This is a genomic window from Pandoraea sp. PE-S2R-1, assembly GCF_002179865.1.
GTDB lineage: Bacteria > Pseudomonadota > Gammaproteobacteria > Burkholderiales > Burkholderiaceae > Pandoraea.
In genome coordinates, this window is sequence record NZ_NGUR01000010.1 from 163,351 (window position 1) to 184,791 (window position 21,441).

At 63.6% G+C, this 21,441-nt stretch carries 19 protein-coding genes; 5 read left to right on the top strand and 14 right to left on the bottom strand.

Annotated features, from left to right (window positions below):
* Positions 1 to 27: 27 nt before the first annotated feature.
* On the bottom strand, positions 28 to 1,179 hold the full coding sequence (ssuD, locus tag CDV44_RS11300) for an FMNH2-dependent alkanesulfonate monooxygenase (RefSeq protein ID WP_087688145.1): 1,152 nt from the start codon (positions 1,177 to 1,179) through the stop codon (positions 28 to 30).
* A gap of 13 nt (positions 1,180 to 1,192) precedes the next feature.
* Positions 1,193 to 1,786, bottom strand: coding sequence for an NADPH-dependent FMN reductase (gene ssuE / locus CDV44_RS11305; RefSeq protein ID WP_058379299.1), 594 nt, complete (start codon positions 1,784 to 1,786; stop codon positions 1,193 to 1,195).
* Positions 1,787 to 1,998: 212 nt separating this feature from the next.
* On the opposite strand from ssuE, the gene CDV44_RS11310 reads away from it, so the two are divergent.
* A complete protein-coding gene (locus CDV44_RS11310) occupies positions 1,999 to 2,775 on the top strand; it encodes an AraC family transcriptional regulator (protein WP_170935954.1) in 777 nt (258 codons plus the stop codon).
* 169 nt (positions 2,776 to 2,944) lie between these two features.
* Positions 2,945 to 3,283, top strand: a complete 339-nt coding sequence (locus CDV44_RS11315) for a tRNA-binding protein (protein WP_087688147.1) — start codon at positions 2,945 to 2,947, stop codon at positions 3,281 to 3,283.
* 43 nt (positions 3,284 to 3,326) lie between these two features.
* Here the strand turns inward: CDV44_RS11315 and CDV44_RS11320 are convergent, their stop codons facing one another.
* Positions 3,327 to 3,869, bottom strand: coding sequence for a peptide deformylase (locus tag CDV44_RS11320; protein WP_087688148.1), 543 nt, complete (start codon positions 3,867 to 3,869; stop codon positions 3,327 to 3,329).
* A 499-nt stretch (positions 3,870 to 4,368) separates the two neighbouring features.
* Here CDV44_RS11320 and CDV44_RS11325 point away from each other — a divergent pair, with 499 nt between their 5' ends.
* The gene (locus CDV44_RS11325) at positions 4,369 to 6,018 is read left to right on the top strand and encodes a phosphoethanolamine transferase (RefSeq protein WP_087688149.1); all 1,650 of its coding nucleotides are present in this window, start codon (positions 4,369 to 4,371) and stop codon (positions 6,016 to 6,018) included.
* Positions 6,019 to 6,149: 131 nt separating this feature from the next.
* Positions 6,150 to 7,427: an MFS transporter gene (locus CDV44_RS11330; protein ID WP_087688150.1), complete on the top strand. Its 1,278-nt coding sequence runs from the start codon at positions 6,150 to 6,152 to the stop codon at positions 7,425 to 7,427.
* A gap of 117 nt (positions 7,428 to 7,544) precedes the next feature.
* Here the strand turns inward: CDV44_RS11330 and CDV44_RS11335 are convergent, their stop codons facing one another.
* Positions 7,545 to 8,978 (bottom strand): NAD-dependent succinate-semialdehyde dehydrogenase, encoded by a 1,434-nt coding sequence (locus CDV44_RS11335; protein WP_087688151.1) that lies wholly within the window; start codon positions 8,976 to 8,978, stop codon positions 7,545 to 7,547.
* Between the two features lie 272 nt (positions 8,979 to 9,250).
* Between CDV44_RS11335 and CDV44_RS11340 the strand changes: the two genes are divergently transcribed.
* Complete coding sequence (locus CDV44_RS11340; RefSeq protein WP_087688152.1) at positions 9,251 to 10,462, top strand: hypothetical protein; 1,212 nt, start codon at positions 9,251 to 9,253, stop codon at positions 10,460 to 10,462.
* 4 nt (positions 10,463 to 10,466) lie between these two features.
* On the opposite strand, the gene CDV44_RS11345 is transcribed toward CDV44_RS11340, so the two are convergent.
* The 10 genes from CDV44_RS11345 to CDV44_RS11390 form a co-directional block, all read right to left on the bottom strand.
* On the bottom strand, positions 10,467 to 10,850 hold the full coding sequence (locus CDV44_RS11345; protein WP_141118719.1) for a hypothetical protein: 384 nt from the start codon (positions 10,848 to 10,850) through the stop codon (positions 10,467 to 10,469).
* Positions 10,851 to 11,005: 155 nt separating this feature from the next.
* Positions 11,006 to 12,076, bottom strand: coding sequence for a histidinol-phosphate transaminase (gene hisC / locus CDV44_RS11350; RefSeq protein ID WP_087688154.1), 1,071 nt, complete (start codon positions 12,074 to 12,076; stop codon positions 11,006 to 11,008).
* 16 nt (positions 12,077 to 12,092) lie between these two features.
* Positions 12,093 to 13,289: an O-succinylhomoserine sulfhydrylase gene (locus CDV44_RS11355; protein ID WP_058379309.1), complete on the bottom strand. Its 1,197-nt coding sequence runs from the start codon at positions 13,287 to 13,289 to the stop codon at positions 12,093 to 12,095.
* A 254-nt stretch (positions 13,290 to 13,543) separates the two neighbouring features.
* The gene (gene purF / locus CDV44_RS11360) at positions 13,544 to 15,085 is read right to left on the bottom strand and encodes an amidophosphoribosyltransferase (RefSeq protein WP_087688155.1); all 1,542 of its coding nucleotides are present in this window, start codon (positions 15,083 to 15,085) and stop codon (positions 13,544 to 13,546) included.
* A 59-nt stretch (positions 15,086 to 15,144) separates the two neighbouring features.
* On the bottom strand, positions 15,145 to 16,047 hold the full coding sequence (locus tag CDV44_RS28450) for a CvpA family protein (protein ID WP_249277512.1): 903 nt from the start codon (positions 16,045 to 16,047) through the stop codon (positions 15,145 to 15,147).
* Position 16,048: 1 nt separating this feature from the next.
* Positions 16,049 to 17,050, bottom strand: a complete 1,002-nt coding sequence (locus CDV44_RS11370; protein ID WP_087688725.1) for an SPOR domain-containing protein — start codon at positions 17,048 to 17,050, stop codon at positions 16,049 to 16,051.
* Positions 17,051 to 17,174: 124 nt separating this feature from the next.
* A complete protein-coding gene (gene folC, locus CDV44_RS11375) occupies positions 17,175 to 18,473 on the bottom strand; it encodes a bifunctional tetrahydrofolate synthase/dihydrofolate synthase (RefSeq protein WP_087688156.1) in 1,299 nt (432 codons plus the stop codon).
* A gap of 221 nt (positions 18,474 to 18,694) precedes the next feature.
* Positions 18,695 to 19,570: an acetyl-CoA carboxylase, carboxyltransferase subunit beta gene (gene accD / locus CDV44_RS11380; protein ID WP_058379314.1), complete on the bottom strand. Its 876-nt coding sequence runs from the start codon at positions 19,568 to 19,570 to the stop codon at positions 18,695 to 18,697.
* A 114-nt stretch (positions 19,571 to 19,684) separates the two neighbouring features.
* Positions 19,685 to 20,509 (bottom strand): tryptophan synthase subunit alpha, encoded by an 825-nt coding sequence (gene trpA / locus CDV44_RS11385; protein WP_087688157.1) that lies wholly within the window; start codon positions 20,507 to 20,509, stop codon positions 19,685 to 19,687.
* Positions 20,463 to 21,296 carry a site-specific DNA-methyltransferase gene (locus tag CDV44_RS11390; protein WP_087688726.1) on the bottom strand — a complete coding sequence of 278 codons (834 nt, stop codon included), beginning with the start codon at positions 21,294 to 21,296 and terminating at the stop codon, positions 20,463 to 20,465. The genes trpA and CDV44_RS11390 overlap by 47 nt, the downstream gene beginning before the upstream one ends.
* Between the last annotated feature and the right edge of the window lie 145 nt (positions 21,297 to 21,441).

Consider the following 21,441-nt stretch of genomic DNA (forward strand, 5'->3'; position numbering starts at 1 on the left):
ATTTCTCCACGGGCCGGGTTGGCCAAATCAGCTTTGCGAGGCCTGCGGCAAGATGTTGTTGGCCATCACTTCGCCGACCGGGCCGCCAAGTTGGGTATTGCCCAGACGCTCGCGCACGTCGAGCGGCAGGTGCGGGAACACCAGTTCTGCGAAGCGATACGCTTCTTCCAGATGCGGGTAACCCGACAGAATGAAGGTGTCGATGCCCAGGTCGGCATACTCGCGCAAGCGCTCTGCAACGGTCGGCCCGTCGCCCACGAGCGCCGTGCCTGCGCCACCGCGCACGAGTCCGACACCGGCCCACAGGTTCGGGGCGATCACCAGCTTGTCGCGGCGTCCGCCGTGCAGTGCCGCCATGCGGCGCTGGCCTTCCGAATCCATCTTGGCAAACTGCGTCTGCACGCGCGCGATGGTCGCGTCGTCGAGCTTGCTGATGAGCGAATCGGCGGCACGCCACGCTTCGTCTTCTGTCTCGCGCACGATCACGTGCAGGCGCAGCCCGAAGCGCAGCGTGCGCCCCAGCTTGGCGGCACGTGCCCGCACGTCGGCGATCTTTTCGGCCACATCGGCGAGCGGTTCGCCCCACGTAAGGTAGACGTCGAGTTGTTCGGCCGCGATCTGGCGCGCCGCTTCCGACGAGCCGCCGAAATACAGCGGCGGGTGCGGTTTCTGCACCGGCGGATACAGCAGCTTCGCGTCCACAGCACGCAGATGCTTGCCTTCGAAATTGACGGCCTCGCCCGTGTGCGACTTCTCACCCAGCTCGCGCCAGATTTTCAGAAACTCGTCGGTCACTTCGTAACGTTGCGCGTGATCGGCGAAGAAGCCGTCGCCTTCCAGCTCACCGGCGTCGCCACCGGTCACCACGTTGATCAGCAGGCGGCCACCCGACAAGCGATCGAACGTGGATGCCATGCGTGCCGTGAGTGCGGGCGAAGCAATGCCCGGGCGAATCGCCACGAGAAACTTCAACTGCTTCGTTGATCCGATCAGGCTCGACGCGGTCACCCAGGCGTCTTCGCACGAGCGGCCCGTGGGCAGCAGCACGCCCTCGTAACCCAGCGAATCGACGGCGCTGGCGATCTGGCGCGCGTAGTCGAAATCGAACACACGCCCGCCATCGGACGTGCCCAGATAACGCGCATCGCCGTGTGTCGGAATGAACCAGAAGACTTTCATCACGGACTCCGGATCAGGCGGCGAGCGTGGCTTGCAACGCACCGGCACGTGCCTGGTGCGCGGGCCACTGGCGAATCACTTCGCGCTCATGCAGCCATTGCGAGAGCTGGTCGACGGTCGCGCCGAGGCGTTCGGCAACGGCCGCATCGAGCGTTGCACCCTCTTCTTTCGGCACTTGCTGATCGACGGCGAACACGCCGCGAAGAATGTGTTGTGCGCCCAGCGCGGAGAGCACCGGCTTGAGCGCGTAGTCGAGCGCGAGCAGATGCGCGGGGCTGCCACCCGTGGCAAACGGGGCCACGAGCTTGCCGGCCAGGCCGTCTTGCGGCAACACGTCGAGGAAGGCCTTGAGCAAACCGCTATACGCCGCCTTGTAGACAGGCGTGGCGACGATCACCGCTTGCGCGCCGGCCACTTGGGCGAGCGCATGGCGCAGATCGTCGTGGGTGGTATCAGCCGCGAGCAGCGCGGCAGGCGAGAGCGCGCGAATGTCGATGCGACGCACGGCGATGCCGGCGGCGGTCAGATCGGATTCGATAAAACGCAGCAAACGCGCGCTGCGCGAGGCGGCCGACGGGCTGCCGGAGATCGTGACGGCGTATGTCATACTTCCCTGCCAAAGACGGGTGCCAGCGCAGTCCGACGCGCCACACACCCTGAGGATTCGAAGCACACCGGCGTCTTCACGCCGATGCCGGCCGGATCGCCCCGACCACTGGAGAACCAGTGTAGCGATGCGCCCCGCGCGCCCGAACCAATGAATCCGGGAAAGCTTTGCGCGTTTTTTCATAACCTGTAGTCATGCACTTCTCATGCCTTATGCCCAAGGCAATCCTTGAACTTCGCGAATACCGCCCGACCGACAGCACCGACACGCACGATTTCCACCAAGTGGTGATCGGGCACTCGGGGCGGATGGCGATTTCGCTTGACGGCGACGCGTCGCAATACGGCCGCGTGGGCGCGCGCAATGGCGTGGTGATTCCTGCGGGGGTGCGGCATGACTACCGGGGCGACGGGCCGAATCAGCAGGTCGTGCTCGACGTGCCGACAACGGTGGCCCGGGTGACAGGGAGCGAACGGGCGTTCGATCACGAGACGTTCTTCGCGCTCGATGCGGCAATGCTGGCGCTGGTGCGCCGCGTGTCGGCGTTTGCCTCGGCACACGCCGACAGCCATGCACTGAGCGCTGACGATCCCGGCGTGCGCGAGATGCTCGCGATGCTCACCGCGAAGCTGGCCCCGGCGCGCCCGGCCCTGCGCACTGCGAAGCTCGATCTGGCCACGGTCGACGCAAGGCTTCAGGCCGATCTGGCAGCGCCGCCGGACACCGCGACACTCGCGCTCGAAGCGGGCATGAGCGTGCGCCACTTTCACGATTGCTTCGTGGCCATGACGGGCGAGACGCCCCATCGGCATTTGATGCGGCTACGACTTGCGCGCGCCGCCGTGCTGCTGGCAACGGATGACGCCCCGCTTGCCGAGATCGCACTCGATGTTGGCTTCAACGATCAGAGCGCCCTCACCCACGCGTTTCGCCAGCACTATGGCCAGACGCCCGCCGTGTGGCGACGGGAACGCGCCAGTACACGCTGAACACCTGCACCGGCGATGCAGCGACGCACACGCCGACGGCGTTCCCAAGCCAAGCCGAAGCCACCGCCTGCCGTTTTTCACAATCCCCCCGCACCCTTCGCGCGCTAGGCTTCTCTCTTTCTATTTGTTTCGTGCGGCCACGGCCGTGCGTCAGCACAGGAAGCAAGACATGGCCGAGACCATCGAGTGGCAGGATTTCGAAAAGATCGAATTGCGCGTAGGCACCGTGATCGCCGCGCGCATGAACGAGAAGGCAAAGAAGCCGGCGTACGTGCTTGAGGTCGATCTGGGAGAACTCGGCGTGAAGACGTCGAGCGCACAAATCACCGTGCACTACACGCCCGAGTCGCTCATCGGCCGGCAGGTGCTGTGCGTGTGCAACTTCGCGCCGAAGCGGATCGCGGGCGTGGCGTCCGAAGTGCTGGTCACCGGCTTTGCCGATGAAAGCGGCGCTATCGTGCTCGCTGGTGTAGAGCGCGCCGTGCCGAACGGCGTGCGGCTTCATTAGTCCCGATGAGATTAGTCCCGATGAGTCGCGGCCTCATCCCGGATCAGGGCTGCGGGCAATAGTCGACTTGCCGCGCAAACGTTGCGCGATCGGCGTCGAACACATCGCGTTGCACGATGGCGTTCTCGCCCACGGCGCGGTCAAACGACAGCTTGCCGTCGAGATGGTCGATCTCGTGCTGCAACAATTCGGACTCGGCCAGCGGCAGCTTCGCCTTCATGTGCATCTCGCCCGATAGATCAACGCAACGCACGGAGATCGACGCGTAACGCGACACCCGCACCAGCGTGTCCGGGAAACACATGCAGTCGTCCCAGAGCGTGACGCGCTCATCGCTCGTCCATACGATTTCCGGATTGACGATCACGTCGGGCCAACCCGGCACCGCAAGCGCGATCATGCGCCGGTCGATATCGATTTGCGGCGCGGCGATGGCACGTCCGAAACCATGCGCCGCGCGAAAGGCTGCTAACGCCTCACGCAGATCGGCGGCATCGCGGCGCACCACCGGATCGGTGACATCCGTGACTTCGGCTGCCACCCGGCTCAGCGATGGTGCCCCGACACGAAGAATCTCGCGCCTCATGACGTTTCCCCGATGGCAGGCGTCAGCGCCGCCACTTCGGCGGGCAACGTGCGGCCGCCAAGCGGCGGAACGGGTGAGCTGAGCGGGTCACACATCGTGTCTGGCAGCATCGGAATTCACGAATATCGGTTGAGCGAATGCCACGATTGTAGAGGGCTGCCGCGAAATGCAATTTCGTTGAAGCCCGCTTTACGTCAATAAACTTCCATGCGCAAGCGGGCGTCACGACGGTTGCCGATTTGGCGAGTGAAAAACGCCGAACGCGCCGAACGCGCCGAACGTGCCTTTTCCCACGCAATCGCGTGGGAATCCACTTCAACACACTAATACCGACCCTCATTCGCCTAAAAAAGTCGCACAACGCTGACACTTTCCCGAGTCTTGGCAGTCGAAACGCCCGATTCGGCAGCCCATGCGGTGCCGCGCGGGAACTCTCACCCCGCAAAGACAAATGGCCACAGCACGAACTGGCCCGAAAAAAGCTCGGCGGAGACAGCGTTTGAAACCCTTATTGCATCGGCTATACCTCGGATTGGGCGGACTGGCAGCGTTCTGGGCCCTCGGCATGATCAGTGCCAACGAATACGGCAAGAGCGCCGCCCTCATGGCGACCGCCCTGCCCGGCCTTGCCGGCCTTTGCCTGCTATTGCGCGCGCGGCCCGTCTGGTTCAGCGCCACCACGCTCAGCGTCATCGCCGTGTTCTTTTTCGATGCCGCCACCAAGGGCTTCCTGCGCGACTACTTCGGAATGCGCCCCAATCACCTGTTGGTACTGCACGCAGTGTTCAACACCAATCCGTCCGAAACCAACGAGTTCTTCCGCCATAACTGGCGCGACGTCTTCGAAGCCAGTGCCGCCTTCGTGGTGCTGATGGGCGCCGTCGTGTTCGGCGAGCGCCGCCTCGCACGCGACGAGGCCCGGCAATCGCCCGCACCGATGCGGCGCACCGGCAAGTCGACCGTCGTGGCGCTGCTGGCCGTTTTCCTCGCGCTGCACTTCAACCCGACGATGGCCAAGGAGAATCCGCTGCTCTACTGGCCGATGCGCTATCTCGATTACAAGGGGCAAGCCGATCACGCCGCGCAACTGCAACGCGATCTCGACCGCAACATGGCGCAACGTGCGGATTGGCGCGTGCAGTATCACGGGCCGGACAAGAACACCGTCGTCTGGGTGATCGGCGAGAGTTTGAATCGCAACAACATGTCGCTCTACGGCTACGCACGCAACACCACGCCGATGCTCGATTCTCTGCGCGGCGATCTCACGGTGTTCCGCGACGTGGTGTCGTCGGAACCGGCAACGATGTCGTCGCTCATGAAGATGCTCACACCGGCCAGCCTCGACGACCCCGAAGCGTGGACGCGCCAGCCCGATGTCGTGATGCTCGCCCGGGAAGCCGGCTATCGCACGTACTGGATCTCGAATCAGGTGCCCAACGACGGCTGGTTAGGATTGGTAGCCAAGCGCGCCGACGAGCAGGTGTTCATCAACAAGGGGTACGGACGCGGCGAGAACAACGTCGACGGCAATCTGCTGCCCGCCTTTGATGCGGCGCTGGCCAGCGAAGCCCCGAAGAAGCTGATCATCGTGCATCTGCTGGGGGCGCACCCGACCTACGACATGCGCTATCCCGAAGAATTCGCACGCTTCGACAATACCGACGATGCCGTGATGGCCACGCTCGCGGCACAAGGCCGGTCGACGTGGGTACGGCACCTGCGCAATGAGTACGACAACGCCATCGCGTACAACGATTTCGTGGTCTCCAATTTGATTCGCAAAACGATGGCGACAGGCGCGCAAAGCGACGCCAGTCTGCTGTTCAGTTCCGACCATGCGCAGGAAGTGGGCCATACGCGCAATCACGCCGGGCAGTCGGTGGCCGACGCGTCCGGTTACGAAATTCCGATGGTTGTGTGGTCACGTGACAGTGCGCAGAGCCCGGGTGTACCGACCCAATTGACGCAGGCAGCCCTCGAATCTCGCCCGTATCAGACCGACCGGCTCGAACACACGCTGCTGGGCATGCTCGATATCGACACGCGTTACTACAGCGCTTCGGACGATCTGCTCAGTCCGGCCTTCACGCCGCGCGAGCGTCGTATCAACGGGCAGGCATACACGTGGCTTCAGCCCAACAGCTAGGCAGCGCCCCGCCTGAATTCACTGGCCATTCCATCGGAAATCGACCGGAATTCAATCGCAAGAAACGGAGCGTCTGTGCGCACCACTCCGCCTAGACTCCCCCTCGTCTGACCAATTTCGAGGGGATGGGTATGGCACAGGAGTGGGCGCAGAGCCCGAAGGCACCGCCCGTCACGTCGCTCGTGACATCGTTGTCGCATGCGAATCTCGCCGCGCAGTTCAGCGAACAGATGACGCTCGCCGTCATTCCCATCGTTGCCGTCATCGCGCTCGGCGCCTCGGCCGAACAGACGGCCTCGTTGCAGGCGGCCACGACCCTCCCCTTTCTGCTGCTCTCGCTGCCCGCCGGTGTGCTGGCCGATCGCTATCGGCGCAAGCCGCTCATGGTCGCGACCGAACTGCTGCGTGCCGTCGCTTTGCTCGGCTTGTTCGCGCTGTTTCGTGCGCAGCTGCTGACACTGCCCGCGTTGGGCATGCTCGGCTTTGCGATGGCCACGGGCACGGTCGTCTTCGGTGCCGCCGCGCCGTCACTGGTCGCTGCGCTCGTCGATCCGGCAGATCTGCTCACGGCCAACCGGCGGCTTGAGATTGCGCGCAGTATTGCGTTCACGGCGGGCCCGGCATTGGGCGGCCTTTTGGCGGGATGGGCATCGGGCACACTCGCGTTTGCCGCCGCGTTCGTGCTCTCGCTCGCGAGCGTCTATTGCCTGACGCGCTTGCCTGCCGAAGCCCCTCGCGTGGCATCGCGCCGCCATTTCGTGCATGAACTTGCCGAGGGCGTGCGCTTCATCGCGCGCAGCCCTTATCTGCGGCCCATCGTGGCGACGGCGTTCGTCTTCAATACCTCGTGGTATCTGCTGCTCGCCATCTTCGCGTACTACGCCATCCACGCGCTGGCGTTCTCGGCGCAGGCAGTCGGCATTGCGTTGGGTGTCTACGGTTTCGGGATGGTGTGTGGCGCGTTCGGCTACCGGCGCGTGGCGAAGCGGCTCTCGTTCGGCCGGCAGATCGTGCTGGGGCCCGCCTGCGCTGCCCTCGCGTCGTTGCTGATGGTGGCGACGTGGCAGATGTCGGGCGGCGTGGCGGCCTATGCCGTGGTATTCGCCGCGTTCTTTCTGTTCGGCTTCGGCCCGATCGTCTGGACCATCTCCACAACATCGCTGCGTCAGGTCGTAACGCCGGGCGGGTTGATCGCCCGCGTGTCGGCGGTGACGATGACCGCTACGGCCGGAGCACGTCCGTTCGGGGCGTTTCTCGGCGCATGGCTGGCGGCGACACTGGGCACGCGGTATTGCCTGGCTGCCATGGCGGCCGGGTTCGCGGTGCAACTCGGCATCATCGTGTTTTCACCGGCCTCGCGACTGTCCGCCATCGAAGCGGCGTCGCTGGATGCCGCCAAACCGGCCTGAAGCATCACGCGCGTTGACGCTGCATTGACGCTGAAATGAAAAAAGCCGACGCAGTCGCCTGCATCGGCTTTTTTTGCTACCGGGCGTTCGATATCACACGATCAGAGGATCTGATGCTCAGACGTCGAGACGCGTGACGAACTTCGGTTGCAGGTACGCTTCGAGAGCTTCCGGGCCGCCTTCCGAACCGTAGCCGCTGTCCTTCACGCCGCCGAACGGCACTTCCGGCAGGGCGAGGCCCGAATGGTTGATCGTCAGCATGCCGCTTTCCACGCGCGTGGACAGGCGCTGCGCCGTGCCCGCCGACGTGGTGTAGGCGTACGCGGCCAGACCATACGGCAGACGGTTGGCTTCGGCGATGGCTTCTTCTTCCGTATCGAACGGGTTGATGATCGCCACCGGGCCGAACGGCTCTTCGTGCATGATCTTTGCCGTGAGCGGCACGTTGCACAGCACCGTCGGGGCGTAGAAGTGACCACCGTCGGCGGCGCGCTTGCCACCGGTTTTCAGTTCGGCACCGTGAGCCACGGCGTCATCGACGATGGCGCTGATGGCTTCGAAGCGCTTGCCGTTCACGAGCGGGCCCATCGTCGTTTCCGGGTCCAGACCGTTACCCACGCGCACGGCTTCGGCCGCCTTCACGAAGGCTGCGACGAACTGGTCGTACACACCGCGTTGCACGATGAAACGCGTCGGCGCGATACAGACCTGACCGGCGTTGCGGAACTTGCCGCCAGCGAGGTTGCGCACGGCAGCGGCGATGTCGGCGTCGTTGAAGATCAGTGCCGGGGCATGGCCGCCGAGCTCCATCGTCACGCGCTTCATGTGCAGACCGGCCATGGCGGCCAGTTGCTTGCCCACCGGCGTGGAGCCCGTGAACGAGACCTTGCGGATGGTCGGGTGCGGGATCAGATACGACGAGATTTCGGCCGGCACGCCGTACACGAGGTTCAGCACACCATCGGGCAGACCGGCGTCGGCGAAGGCGCGAATCAGTGCAGCGGGCGATGCCGGGGTTTCTTCCGGTGCCTTGACGATCACCGAGCAACCGGCGGCCAGCGCAGCGGAGACTTTGCGCACGACCTGATTGACCGGGAAGTTCCACGGCGTGAAGGCAGCGACGGCGCCGACCGGCGTCGGGATCACCAATTGCGTGACATTCGGCACGCGCGACGGGACGAGACGGCCGTAAGCGCGTTTGCCTTCTTCTGCGAAGAATTCAATGATGTCGGCGGCGGAGAGCACTTCACCCTTGGCTTCACCGACCGGCTTGCCCTGCTCCAGCGTCATCTGGCGGGCGATATCACCCACGCGTTCGCGCAGCAGGCCGGCGGCTTTGCGCATGAGCTTGGCGCGCTCGAACGGGGCGACTTCGCGCCACTTGGCGAAACCGGCTTCGGCGGCGGCAAGGGCGGCGTCCAGATCCGGTTGCGTGGCGCGGGCCACGGTGCCGATGGTTTCACCGGTGGCCGGGTTTTCGATCGGCAGCGTCAGGCCTTCTGCGCCCGCTTTCCACTGCCCATTGATAAACAATTCGACTTGATGCGACATTCGACGTCTCCGATGACTTCATGGGGGAATCCCGCAAGCATAGCGTAGTCTCGCCGGACGCGTCGACGCGTCGAAAAGCAGGGGTATCCATGAATGTTTGCCATGACGCTACCTGTCAACGTTGACAGTTGCTGCGCACACGTTGTGAGCCAAGAGTGGTAGCGAGCCGGTGTGTCGGTGGCAACGCTACGACCGACTTGCAGTCGCCGCCCCGGTATCGCTGATGCCGTAGATGCGATGAGACTGCCCTTACGAGCAACGAGGTAATCGTCATGAACCAGACTTTACGCGCGGGCGATCTCGACCCGTCATTTGGCAACGGCGGGCATTCCGACATACCGGGTGGTCTGGGGACTTCCGCGCTGCGTCCGGATCAAAAAATCGTGACGGTCGAAGGCATCTTGGATAGCGTCGGCATTCGCGTCTTTCGTCACCTACCCGACGGCACACCTGATCCACTCTTTGGCGCCGAGGGAAAAGCAATCCATTTTCCTCACGCGGAGGCAATTAATTTCAGCGTGCTCGGATGCTCGTTCCAGTCCGACGGCAAGATCATCGTGTCAGGCAATCTGAATTTTCCGGAAGAAAGCCGCTACCAGTTGTTGGTCGCGCGGCTGCATGAGGACGGTCAGCTTGACACCGGGTTCGGCAACGCCGGATTCACGATGGTCATTCTGGACAATCCCTATAGCAACGAAATTTTCGGTTTCAGTGTCCAGCAAGACGATCGCATCGTCCTGTGCATGCGCGGCTCAGGCCGCAGTGCCCTCGTCCGCCTCGCTTCGGATGGCACACTCGACCCCTCGTTTGGCGTGGTCGGCATTTCCTCGGATGTTCCCCCGCAAGCGCATCTTCTCGGCATTTTGCCCCAGAGTGACGGCACGTTGATGTTGTGGGGAACTGCAACGTACGATGCGCCCGTCCACCTGCAACCGCAGGTATCCCGGTACGACGACAGAGGCAAACCCGTTCCGACGTTTGGTGACGACGGGTATCGCTTTTTCGATTATCCGGAGCAGTATCCCGGCTCAACCTTTTGGCAAGCCGTCGCACTCGCGACACGGTCAGACGGAAAGATCCTCGTGCTCGGACTGGCCAGCCCGCCGGAGCGTCCGCAGACGACCTGGATAACGCGTCTTGAGACAGACGGGGCGACGGACATGACCTTCAACGACGGCAAACTCCTCATGACGCCGATTGGTAACGAGGGCAATGTTGCAGGCGCGTTCCTGCTCCAACCTGACGGAAAGTTCATCTGGGCGGGCTATACCGGCGGTGTGAGCAAGACCACGCTTGAACGACGTTTGGCCGACGGGCCTCGTGACCCGACATTCGGCAATGACGGCCTGGTCATCTCGGATCCGCCTCCGGGCTCGCTGATGGCCAAGGGGACACCGATGCTGCAAGCGGACGGCAAGTTGCTGTTGTCTTCGCGGGTGCTTGGCGCACTGACCGGCGTGCGACTCAGTCGCTACTTGCTGTAAGCCGCTAGCTCGATGTCTGCGCATCGGGACGGAATCCGACCTCTCTGACGCTCAGCAAGCAATCCACCGCCCATAGCGTCAGAAACATACCGAACTGGGCGCCAAGCGCGCTTCGTGCGAGCAGGCCTGCGACCGTTCCGCCTAACCCCAGAACGATCGCACCGCGCCAAAAGTGCAGAGTTTTGACACCGAATGTCGTACGCGGCTGTCGGCGCGAGCCGTAGAACCAGCTCGGGAACACCACCATGAAGATCGAACACGCGAAGTAGCTGAACAGCGCCGGGAAATAACTTCCCATCACCCTCGACCAGCCAACCAGCCAGAACACCCCGGCAAGGAGCAGCAAAGCACCGTACCAACCGGCGCGTGGCAGGTATGTCGTCTTCATGGGCATCTCTCTGATCGAATTCCCGCCATCGTAACGGCGTACATGCCGCCTTGCCAGAACCCAAAGCAAAAAGGGCCGGTACCCCGTGCAACGCATGATGCGCCACCGAATACCGGCCCTGCGAGCGCTGACGTTTCCGTCCACTCTCTGGCGAATCAGCCCGCCAGAACTTCCTTCAATGCGTCCGTGAAGGTCTCGCACTCTGCGTCGGTGCCCACCGTAATACGCAGGAACTGCGCCACACGTGCGCTTTTGAAGTGACGCACGATGATCGCGCGCTCACGCAGCGCGGCCGCCAGTTGCGCGGCATCGTGCAACGGATGACGCGCGAACACGAAGTTCGCCTTTGACGGCAACACTTCAAAGCCCAGTGCCGTCATGCGCTCGACCAGCGCCTCACGGCTCGCGATCACCGCCTGACGCGTCTGCTCGAAGTACGCCTCGTCTTCAATCGCCGCCACACCGGCCGCTTGTGCCAGCCGGTCGAGCGGATACGAGTTGAAGCTGTTCTTCACACGCTCCAGTGCCTCGATCAAATCCGGATGCCCGATGGCGAAGCCAAGCCGCAACCCCGCCAGCGAGCGCGACTTCGACAGCGTTTGCACCACCAGCAGATTCGGATACTTCGCAATCAACCCCGCCGCCGTCTCGCCGCCAAAGTCGATATACGCCTCATCGATCACGACCACCGAGCCCGCGTTATCCGCCAGCACGCGCTCGATCTCGCCCAAGGCGATCGCACGGCCCGTCGGTGCGTTCGGATTCGGGAAGATGATGCCGCCGTTCGGCTTGCGGTAATCCTCTGCGCGAATCTCGAACGCGTCGGACAGCGGCACGGTCTCGAATGCGACGCCATACAGCCCGCAATACACGGGATAGAAGCTGTACGTGATGTCCGGGTAGAGAATCGGCTTGTCGTGCTTGAGCAGCCCCTGAAACACGTTGGCCAGCACTTCGTCCGAACCGTTGCCCACGTGCACGTTGGCAACTTCCAGACCGAAACGCGTTGCAATCGCCTGCTTGAAACGGCGCGCGTCCGGGTCCGGATACAGCTTCAGCGCCTCGGCATCGCTGCCGAGCGCGTCGCGAATGGCGGCGAGCACGCGCGGCGACGGTCCGTACGGATTCTCGTTGGTATTGAGCTTGATGAGCCGCTGCATCTGCGGCTGCTCACCGGGCACGTAGGGCGTCAGATCGGCAACGCCCGCGCTCCAGAATCGACTCATGTCCGCTGCGCTCCGCTTATTGCGCGTTCGGCGCAAAGCCGCGCGACAGATCGGCCTGAATGTCAGCGGGCGACTCAAGCCCCACCGCCAGACGAATCAGCCCTTCCGTAATCCCCGCGGCAGCGCGTGCTTCCGGCGTGATACGGCCGTGCGTGGTGCTGGCCGGGTGCGTGATGGTCGTACGCGTATCGCCCAAGTTGCCGGTAATCGACAGCACACGCGTGTTGTCGATCACGCGCCATGCGTTTTCGCGTTGTTCGGCCGGCGTGGCGCCCTTCAGTTCAAACGCGACGATCGCACCGCCCGCCTTCTGCTGACGCTGCGCCAGTTCGTATTGCGGGTGCGACGGCAGGCCCGGGTAGAACACGCGTGCGACTTGCGGTTGCTGCTCCAGCCATTGCGCCACAGTCAGCGCGCTGGCCGATTGCCGCTCCATGCGCAGCGACAGCGTTTCCATGCCCTTCAGAATCACCCATGCGTTAAACGCCGAGAGCGTCGGGCCCGCGCTGCGCACGAACGGGAAGACCTTGCCCATGATGAAGTCTTTCGTGCCCACGATGGCACCGCCCAGCACACGGCCCTGACCGTCGAGATACTTGGTGGCCGAGTGCACGACCACATCCGCACCGTATTCGATCGGACGCTGCAACGCCGGCGTACAGAAACAGTTGTCGACGACGAACAAGGCGTTCGCTTCCTTCGCAATCTTGCCGATGGCGGCAATGTCGGCGATGTCGGTGAGCGGGTTCGACGGGGTTTCGAGGAAGAACATCTTCGTGTTCGGCTTGATCGCGGCGCGCCAGGCGTCGAGATCGGTCGGATCGACGAAGGTCGTCTCCACGCCGAAACGGCTGAAGATCGTCGAGAACACGTTCAGCGTGGAGCCGAAGATGCTTTGCGAGCTGACAAGGTGATCACCGGCCGACAGCGCCGTCATCACGACCGAGACAATCGCCGCCATGCCCGAGGCGGTGGCCATACAGGCCTCGCCGCCTTCCAGTGCCGCCAGACGGTCCTGGAACATCGACACCGTCGGGTTGGTGAAGCGCGAATAGGTGAAGCCCTCTTCCGAGTGCGCGAAGCGCTCGGCAGCCTCGGCCGCGCTCTTGAAGACGAAGCTCGAGGTCAGGTACAGCGCCTCGGAATGCTCACCGAACTCGGAGCGCTGCGTGCCCGCGCGCACCGCCAGGGTATCGAAATCGAAGGAGTCCATCGTGTATCTCGTTTCAAAAAGAAAAAGCCCGTTTCGCTTGTCAGCAAAACGGGCTCGAAATCCATCTGTCTAGGCCTCGCTTTAGCTGTTTCGGGGATGTTCCCCCACGTCCGCAAGCTGAAATCAAATCGACGTGAAAAGCAGTGTAGCACGTTGCAGGCACGGAAGGAAAATCCCTCCTTGCGCTGCTGGCCGGCCTCTGGCGCCGTAGCGCGCTGGCCAGCCTGTCTGAGCGGTGCGCTCAGCCATTGGCCTTACAGGCCGAGCTGAGCGCCGCGGGGCTCGTTTTCGTCACCTTCGCCGCCATCGCCATTATCACCGGCATCGCGCTCGACCGACGCCTTCGGCGCCTTGCGTTGCTGCTCCAGACGGTTCAGGTATTCGACGGTGATGTCGCCCGTGATGTAGTTGCCATCGAAGCACGAGGCATCAAAGTCGGTCAGCGCCGGGTTGATGTCGCGCACAGCAGCCTTCATGTCTTCGACGTCCTGATAAATCAGTTCGTCGGCACCGATGATGCGCGCCACTTCTTCATCGCTGCGATCGTGGGCCACCAGTTCGCTGCGCGTCGGCATGTCGATGCCGTACACGTTCGGGAATTTCACGGGCGGTGCCGCCGACGCGAAGATCACCTTACGGGCACCGGCGTCGCGCGCCATCTGCACGATTTCCTGACTGGTCGTACCGCGCACGATCGAGTCGTCGACGATCAGCACGTTCTTGTCCTTGAACTCGACGCGCATGGCGTTGAGCTTCTGGCGCACCGACTTCTTGCGCATCGCCTGGCCGGGCATGATGAAGGTACGGCCGACGTAGCGGTTCTTGAAGAAGCCTTCGCGATAATTCAGGCCCAGACGCTTGGCAACCTGCATGGCTGCCGGACGGCTGGAGTCCGGAATCGGCATCACGACATCGATGTCCTTGTAATCGATCTCGCGGCGAATCTTCTCGGCGAGATAGTCACCCATGCGCAGACGTGCGTCGTACACCGCCACGCCATCGAGCACCGAGTCAGGACGGGCCAGATACACGAGTTCGAAAATGCAGGGATGCAGCGACGTGGCTTCCGCGCATTGCTGCGAAGTCAGTTCGCCGTCGTTGCTGATGAAGATCGCTTCGCCCGGCTTGACGTCGCGCTCGAACGCGAAGCCCATGCCTTCGAGCGCCACCGATTCCGACGCCACCATCCACTCCGTGCCGTTCGTGCCTTCGAAGCGGCCGATGCACAGCGGACGGATACCGTTCGGATCGCGGAACGCGAGCAGACCGAAACCGGAGATGATCGAGACAATCGCGTACGAGCCACGCAGGCGGCGATGCACACCGCGCACGGCTTCGAACAGCGACGGCACGCTCAGGCCTTCGAGCGAGCTTTGCTGCAACTCGTGCGCGAGCACGTTGAGCAGCACTTCGGAGTCGGAGGTCGTGTTGATGTGACGGCGGTCGATGCGGAACATCTCGTCTTTGAGCTGTTCCCAGTTCGTCAGATTGCCGTTGTGCGCGAGCACGATGCCGTACGGGGCATTCACGTAGAACGGCTGCGCTTGCGCGGCACTCGACGAGCCAGCCGTCGGGTAGCGCACCTGACCGATACCCACCTGACCCGGCAGGTCACGCATGTTGCGCGTGCGGAACACGTCGCGCACCATGCCGTTGCCCTTGTGCATGTAGAACGACTGGCCATCCGTCGTCGCAATGCCGGCGGCGTCCTGGCCGCGATGCTGCAAGAGCAGCAGGCTATCGTAAATGAACTGATTGACAGGGGACTTGGAGACTACACCGACGATGCCACACATGGCATGAATCCTTCAAAAAACTTCGAAATCTGTGTCAAACGAACGGACCGTATTATCCGTCATTCGGAAACCTTGTGCAGGCCGGCGGACGGCGCGGCCGATCCGCCGCTGCGCATGCCCCACCCCTGCTGTACGCCATCGCTCGCACCGGGGCTCGCCAAACCGGCGCCCGGCGCTTGGCCGGAGGCGCTCCCAGCGCTACCGCCGCCCAGGCCCGCGTTCGTTCCGGCGTCACTCGCAACCCCGCCGGCACCGTTCGTCTGCCCCGCCGCTGCGGCACCGCCGCTGAGGTTGTCGCGAATCCCGACCATCTCGCCACGGCTCTTCAAGCCGCCCTGCCCGCCGAGCATTTCCTGCATCCGGCGACTCGGTTCCAAACTACGTTCCAATTGTGGCAAGGGGATCGGCGTCCCCAGCGAGTTCACGCTCGGCACGGCCTCTTCGGGCTTGTGAAGGTAATGCTGGACCGGCTCGGGCAGATACGGCATCAGGCGCTCCAGCCCGGCTTCGACCCACGGGCGCACCATCGAGTGCTGCCACGCCGGTTGCTGAGGCAATGCTGTCAATCTGGCGGCGACCAGCAACAACATCAAGAGCAACATGCCGCGCACGATACCGAACAACATGCCTAAACCGCGATCGGCCGGACGCAGCCCGATCATGTCGGTCATGCGCCCCACCAGCGCGCTCACGATGCTGGCCCCGAAAACGACGGCCACCAGCACCAGCAGGAAACCGAGCGCACCCTGCGTCATCTCGCCGCCCGGCAGGTCGGCTGGCAGCCAGTGCGCTACGGTCGGGCCGAAAGCGCGCGCCACGAAGAACGCCACCACCCAGCCCACCAGATTGAACAGCTCGCGTACCAGACCGCGCAACATGCCCAGCACCATCGAGCCGAGCAAAATCGCGATCGCCGCGTAATCCACTACGGTCAGCAGACCGCCCTGCGCAAAATTACCCAACTCAGCCCGCCTCGGCGACCATGGCCGTCAAACCGGCATCACGGATCTTCTTGCTGGCGGCTTCGGCGCTGTTGCGGTCAGGGAACGGACCGGCACGCAGCAGGTAGAGCTCGCGGCCGTCGACGTTGCCCTTCACCATGTAGCTCGGCACGTTCACGAGCTTGAGCTTGACGAGCCACGCCTGCGCGCGGTCCTGCGTCGAGAAGGCGCCGATGCGCACCAGATACTTGCCATTACCGGCAGGTGCCGCCGCTTTGGCTTGTGCGTTGTCGTGATTGGCCGCCGGCTTGGCGTTGTTGTTCTGCGCGAACTGGGCGATCGGGTCGGCAGCGTTCAGATCAGGTTTGTTGGCTGCCTTGGGCGTGTCGTGCGATTCGCTGGGCTTGGCCGCAGGCTTCGCTTCGGCGTGCTGCTCGGGCTTCTTCACCTCAGGCTTGCTGTCCGGCTTCGATTCCGGTTTGGCCTGCGCCACCGGCGGCGTGACCGGCGTGAGGGGCACGGCAGGGGCGACCGATGTACTCGGCGACGACGGCGGCACACCTGTCGGTGCCGGTGGCACCGCCGCAGCTTGCGACTGGGACGATGCCGGCTTGTTGGTGTTGCTGCCGCTGCTGTTGCTATTCGCGAGCGAGTTGCCGTCGACGGCTTCTTCACCCTTGTCGAGCGACGCATCGGTCGACGTTGCCGCCGCTTGCGGCTTCACGCGCACGGGCGGCGAATTGGCATCTTTACCGGGAATCTGGATGGCGATGTCGTCGGCCGCCGGCTTGGGTTCGGGGGCCAGCACCATCGGCAAGATGATGACGGCCGCGAGCACCAGCGCAAGCGCGCCTACCAGACGGCGGCGCGCGCGTTGCTTCTCGGGCAGCAGCGGGTCGAGTTGTTCGTGCTCGCTGTATTCGCCCCCTCCCGCCGTACGGCTGCCGGTGCGGCCGCTCTTGCGGCTACCGCGCTTCGGGGAAACGGCTTCGGCGTCTTTCTTGCGGAAGGAAAACAATCCCATAGGCCCTTGGCTCAGGTCGAAACTTGCGTCGTTGGATTGATCATCGCGCATCCGGTGCATACTGCGCATGACATTTCTCGTAAGAAAATGTCACTGCATGTCACTGCGATTACACCATCAGGCGTTAGTGGCGCTGCAATTTGCGGTGCGACATCACACCCGCCACCGTAAAGAACGATCCAAAAACCACAATTCTATCATTCTCCCCGCACTGCTCGAGCGCGGCGGCATAGGCTTTCTCAGGGGATTCGAAGGTTTCGACCGAATGATCGGCGTCTTCGACAAACCCGACGGCACGAAGCTTCTCTTCAAGCACTTCCGGACTCGCCGCGCGCGGGGTCGGCAAACCGCACAGGCGCCAGTGATCGACCTTGTCGACCATGTGCCGCAGTACGCCTTCAATATCCTTGTCGGCCATGGCCCCGAACACCGCGTAGGTATACGGAAAGAACCCCATGCCGTCGATGTTGTGTCCCAGCGCAGCGGCCGCGTGCGGGTTGTGTGCCACGTCGAGCACCACGGCCGGACGCCCCGGCAACACCTGAAAACGCCCCGGCAATTCGACGGAGGCCAGCCCCAGACGGATGTCCTGTGCCGACACCGGCAACTCGGCCCGCATCGATTCCAGCGCCGCCAGTGCAGCAGACGCGTTCAGCAACTGGTTGGCGCCCCGCAGTGCCGGGTACGCCAGTGCCGGGCGTCGCATGTTGCGCCCTGCGTAGCTCCACTGCTGCTTGTCGCCCTGATAGTTGAAGTCGCGCCCAAATTGCCAGAAGTCGGCACCGATGCGCTCGGCTTCGGCAGCCAGCGTGGCGGGCGGCATCGGGTCGCCGCAGACCGCCGGCTTGCCCGCGCGGAAGATGCCGGCCTTCTCGATGGCGATCGCTTCGCGCGTGTTGCCCAGATACTCGGCGTGATCGATGTCGATGCTGGTGATGACCGCGCAATCGGCGTCGATGATGTTCACGGCATCGAGACGGCCGCCCAGTCCGACTTCGAGAATCACCGCGTCGAGGCCCGCAGTGGCGAACATCTGCATGATCGCCAGCGTGGTGAATTCGAAATAGGTGAGCGAGACGGGTTCGTCAAAGCTCGTGCGGGCACGCTCGACAGCCTCGAAATGCGGCAGCAGCGTCGCATCGTCGACGATCTCGCCATTGATGCGGGCGCGCTCGTTGAACGTGAGCAGATGCGGCGACGTGTGGCAGCCGACGCGATAACCGGCCGAGAGCAGAATCGCCTCGATAATCGCGCAGGTCGAGCCTTTGCCGTTGGTACCGCCGACGGTGAAGACCGGACAGGGGAAATGCAGGCCGAGGGCCTCTTTCACGCGCCCGATGCGCGTAAGTCCCATGTCGATGCCCACAGGGTGAGCGGTTTCAAGATGGGCGAGCCAGGCGTCGAGAGTGGAGTATGTCGGCATGAATGTGCGGGCAGAAAAGCAAAGCGCGGACGAACGTCCGCGCTTGAGATCCTGCTAAGTAATGCAATGGCAGTGGGTGACACGTACGTGGCACTGCGTGGCGTGGCGCCATTTTACGCCGATGGGCGCGCCTTGGGGGCGGCATACCGAACGTTGCAGCGCCATGCCGCAGTGTTTCGCCGCAACGCTTCACGTAGTGCAGCGGTGCGGCACACCACGCATCAGGCCACCGCGTCAGCCGGCTGGCACTGCATCAGTGCGATCAGACGTGCGATTTCTTCGCGCATCTTGCGGCGGTCGACGATCATGTCGATCGCGCCCTTTTGCAGCAGAAACTCAGAACGCTGGAAGCCTTCCGGCAGCTTCTCACGCACGGTCTGTTCGATCACGCGCGGACCGGCAAACCCGATCAGCGCCTTCGGCTCGGCCATCACCACGTCACCCAGGAAGGCGAAGCTTGCCGACACGCCACCCATCGTCGGGTCGGTCAGCACCGAGATGAACGGCAGCTTGGCATCGGCCAGTTTGGTCAGCATGGCCGTGGTCTTGGCCATCTGCATCAGCGAAAGCAGGCTTTCCTGCATGCGCGCACCGCCCGAAGCGGTCACGCAGATGAACGGCACGCCCTGCTCCAGCGCATTCTGCGCACCGCGCACGAAGCGCTCGCCGACCACCGAGCCCATCGAACCGGCCATGAACGCGAACTCGAAGCACGCCACGACCACCGGCAGCGTGTGAATCGCCCCGCCCATCACAACCATGGCGTCGGTTTCACCCGTGTCGTCCATGGCTTCCTTGATGCGGTCCGGGTACTTGCGGCTGTCCTTGAACTTGAGTGCGTCGACCGGCACGATTTCCTGACCCAGCTCGTAGCGGCCTTCCGGATCGAGCAGCGCGTCCAGACGGGCGCGCGCACCGATACGCATGTGATGATCGCACTTCGGGCAGACATGCAGATTGGCTTCCACGTCGTTGCGATACAGCACGGCTTCGCACGACGGGCACTTGATCCACAGCCCTTCCGGGATGCTCTTGTTGCGCTGCGTCGGATCGGTTTGCTTGATCTTCGGGGGCAGCAGCTTATCGAGCCAGCTCATAGTTTCTCCTTGGCAAACGCCCGCCCCCGGGCGGGGACAGGCGTCTCAGCGGCCTGACGGCCGTTTCAATTCAGCGTTTCATCGGCGGGATGATACCCCACCCGGCCGCGCGTGTTACCGCGCTGGCAGGCCCTCGTCGAGCGCCTGACGGATTTCGCCGATGAATTCAGCCAGCGATTTTACCGCGTTCTGGCCTTCCAGATCACGCGGCGTGTTTTCAAGCCGTTGCACGATGGCACTGCCGATCACCACGGCATCGGCCACCCCCGAGATGGCACGGGCCGTTTCGGCATCGCGAATGCCGAAGCCCACGCCCACCGGCAGCGGTGCCACCGCCTTGATCTGAGGGATTTTCGCGGCCACGCTGTCCAGATCGAGGCTCGCCGCACCGGTCACACCCTTGAGCGAGACGTAGTACAGATAGCCGCTCGCCTGCTTGGCCACGGCGGCAATGCGCGCGTCGGTCGACGTCGGCGCCAGAAGGAAGATCGGATCGATACCGCGGGCGCGCATGGCGCCGGCGTATTCCTCAGCTTCTTCCGGCGGATAGTCGACCACCAGCACGCCGTCCACCCCGGCCGCCGCTGCCCGTTCGGCAAAGGCGTCGAGCCCCATCGCCTCGATCGGGTTGGCGTAGCCCATCAGCACGATCGGGGTGCGGTCGTTGGTCTGGCGGAATGCGGCCACGTAGCCGAGCACCTCGGCGAGGCTCACGCCGCGTGCCAGCGCACGCTCGGAGGCGCGCTGAATCACCGGGCCATCGGCCATCGGGTCGGAAAACGGCACGCCGAGTTCGATGACGTCGGCGCCGTTATCGGCCAGTGCATGCATCAGTTTGACCGTCCAGCCCGGCTCGGGGTCACCGGCGGTAATGAACGGAATGAGGCCCTTCTTACCCTGCGCTTGCAAGGCTTGGAACGTCGCTTGAATGCGGGACATGATCGGAAAGTCTCTGAAGTCGTTGGTTGGCGAGCGCGTGGTAGTGCGCGTTCAGCTCGAAGCCGACGAAACGCCGGCCGTGCAGCGCGCAGGCCACGGCAGTCGTGCCACTGCCCATGAACGGGTCAAGCACGAGGCCGCCGGGCGGGCAACTCGAGAGCACCATGCGCTCGATGATATGCAGCGGTTTCTGCGTCGGATGATCGACGCGTTCGGGGTCTTGCCGGTGCAATCGCGAGATGGACCACAGATCCTTGGGGTTGTAACCGAGTTCCAGCCACTTGCTGCCCTCGAAGATACGACGCGAGCGCGCTTTCTTCGTCGCGGCGTCGTAAGGCACGCGCACGGCATCGAGATCGAAGTAATAGTCCTTCGAAATCGCGAAGAAGCCGATGTTGTCGTGCACCGACGAAAAGCGTCGCGTGCTGCCGCCCATGCTCGGTACGCGGCGATCCCAGATGATCTCGTTGATCATCAGCATGCGCTGCTTGAGGAACACGAACAGCTCGGGGGCGTATTGCCACGTGCAGAACAGATACAGCGAGCCGCGCGGCGCGAGTTTCGGAATCGCCGCTTCGAGCCAGCCGTAGGTCCAGCCGAGGAAATCCTCGCCCGAACGCTTGTCGGAGTCGTTGCCGTAATCCTTGCCGAGCCCGTACGGCGGGTCGGCAAGAATCAGGTCGACGGACCCGTCGGGCAGTTCATGCACGTGTTGCAGGAAGTCGGCATGACGTAGCGCAATGTCGCCCGGCGCCCAGCGCGCACGAAGCTCGCCGGCCGCCTCCATGGCTTCAAGACGCGCAGCCGCGGCTTCGGTGGCATCAACAGGACGAGCGGGACGCACAGTCCCGAGGACGTCATTTTGTGCCTCGCCCTGAGCGATGGTCTCTTGCGGCGGCGCGTTGCGGTCGGTCATGCGGATTCTGGTTACC